This is a genomic window from Mesorhizobium sp. M2E.F.Ca.ET.209.01.1.1, from assembly GCF_004010375.2.
In the GTDB taxonomy this organism is placed as follows: Bacteria; Pseudomonadota; Alphaproteobacteria; order Rhizobiales; family Rhizobiaceae; genus Mesorhizobium.
On record NZ_SADP02000458.1, the window covers coordinates 1 to 364 of the forward strand.

At 62.6% G+C, this 364-nt stretch carries 1 protein-coding gene; it reads left to right on the top strand.

Translation table 11 applies throughout. The features are described from left to right. Positions 1-364, top strand: a 364-nt coding sequence (locus EN852_RS36470; RefSeq protein WP_135879731.1) for a diguanylate cyclase, incomplete at both ends; no start/stop codon positions are given.

The following is a 364-nucleotide window of genomic DNA, read 5'->3' on the forward strand; positions in this document are numbered from 1 at the left end:
CGACGAATTCATAATCCTGCAGTTGCTGTTCGATGGCGATGACCAGGCCGGCGCGCTGGCGAGCCGCGTCATCCATGCGCTCTCCAGCGAATTCCCGATACAGGGCCACACCATCAATATCGGCGGCAGCATCGGCATCGCCGTGTTTCCCGACGACGGACAGAGCTCGGAAATCCTGATCCGAAATGCCGACCTCGCGCTCTACAAGGCCAAGATGGAGGGCCGAGGCACCTGCCGGTCATTCGAGCCCGGGATGGACGCGCGTCTGCAGGAGCGCCGTCTGCTCGAAGCCGAACTGGCGCTTGCCGTGGCGAAGGATCAGTTCGTGCTGCACTATCAGCCGCTGCACGATGCGGAGACTTCC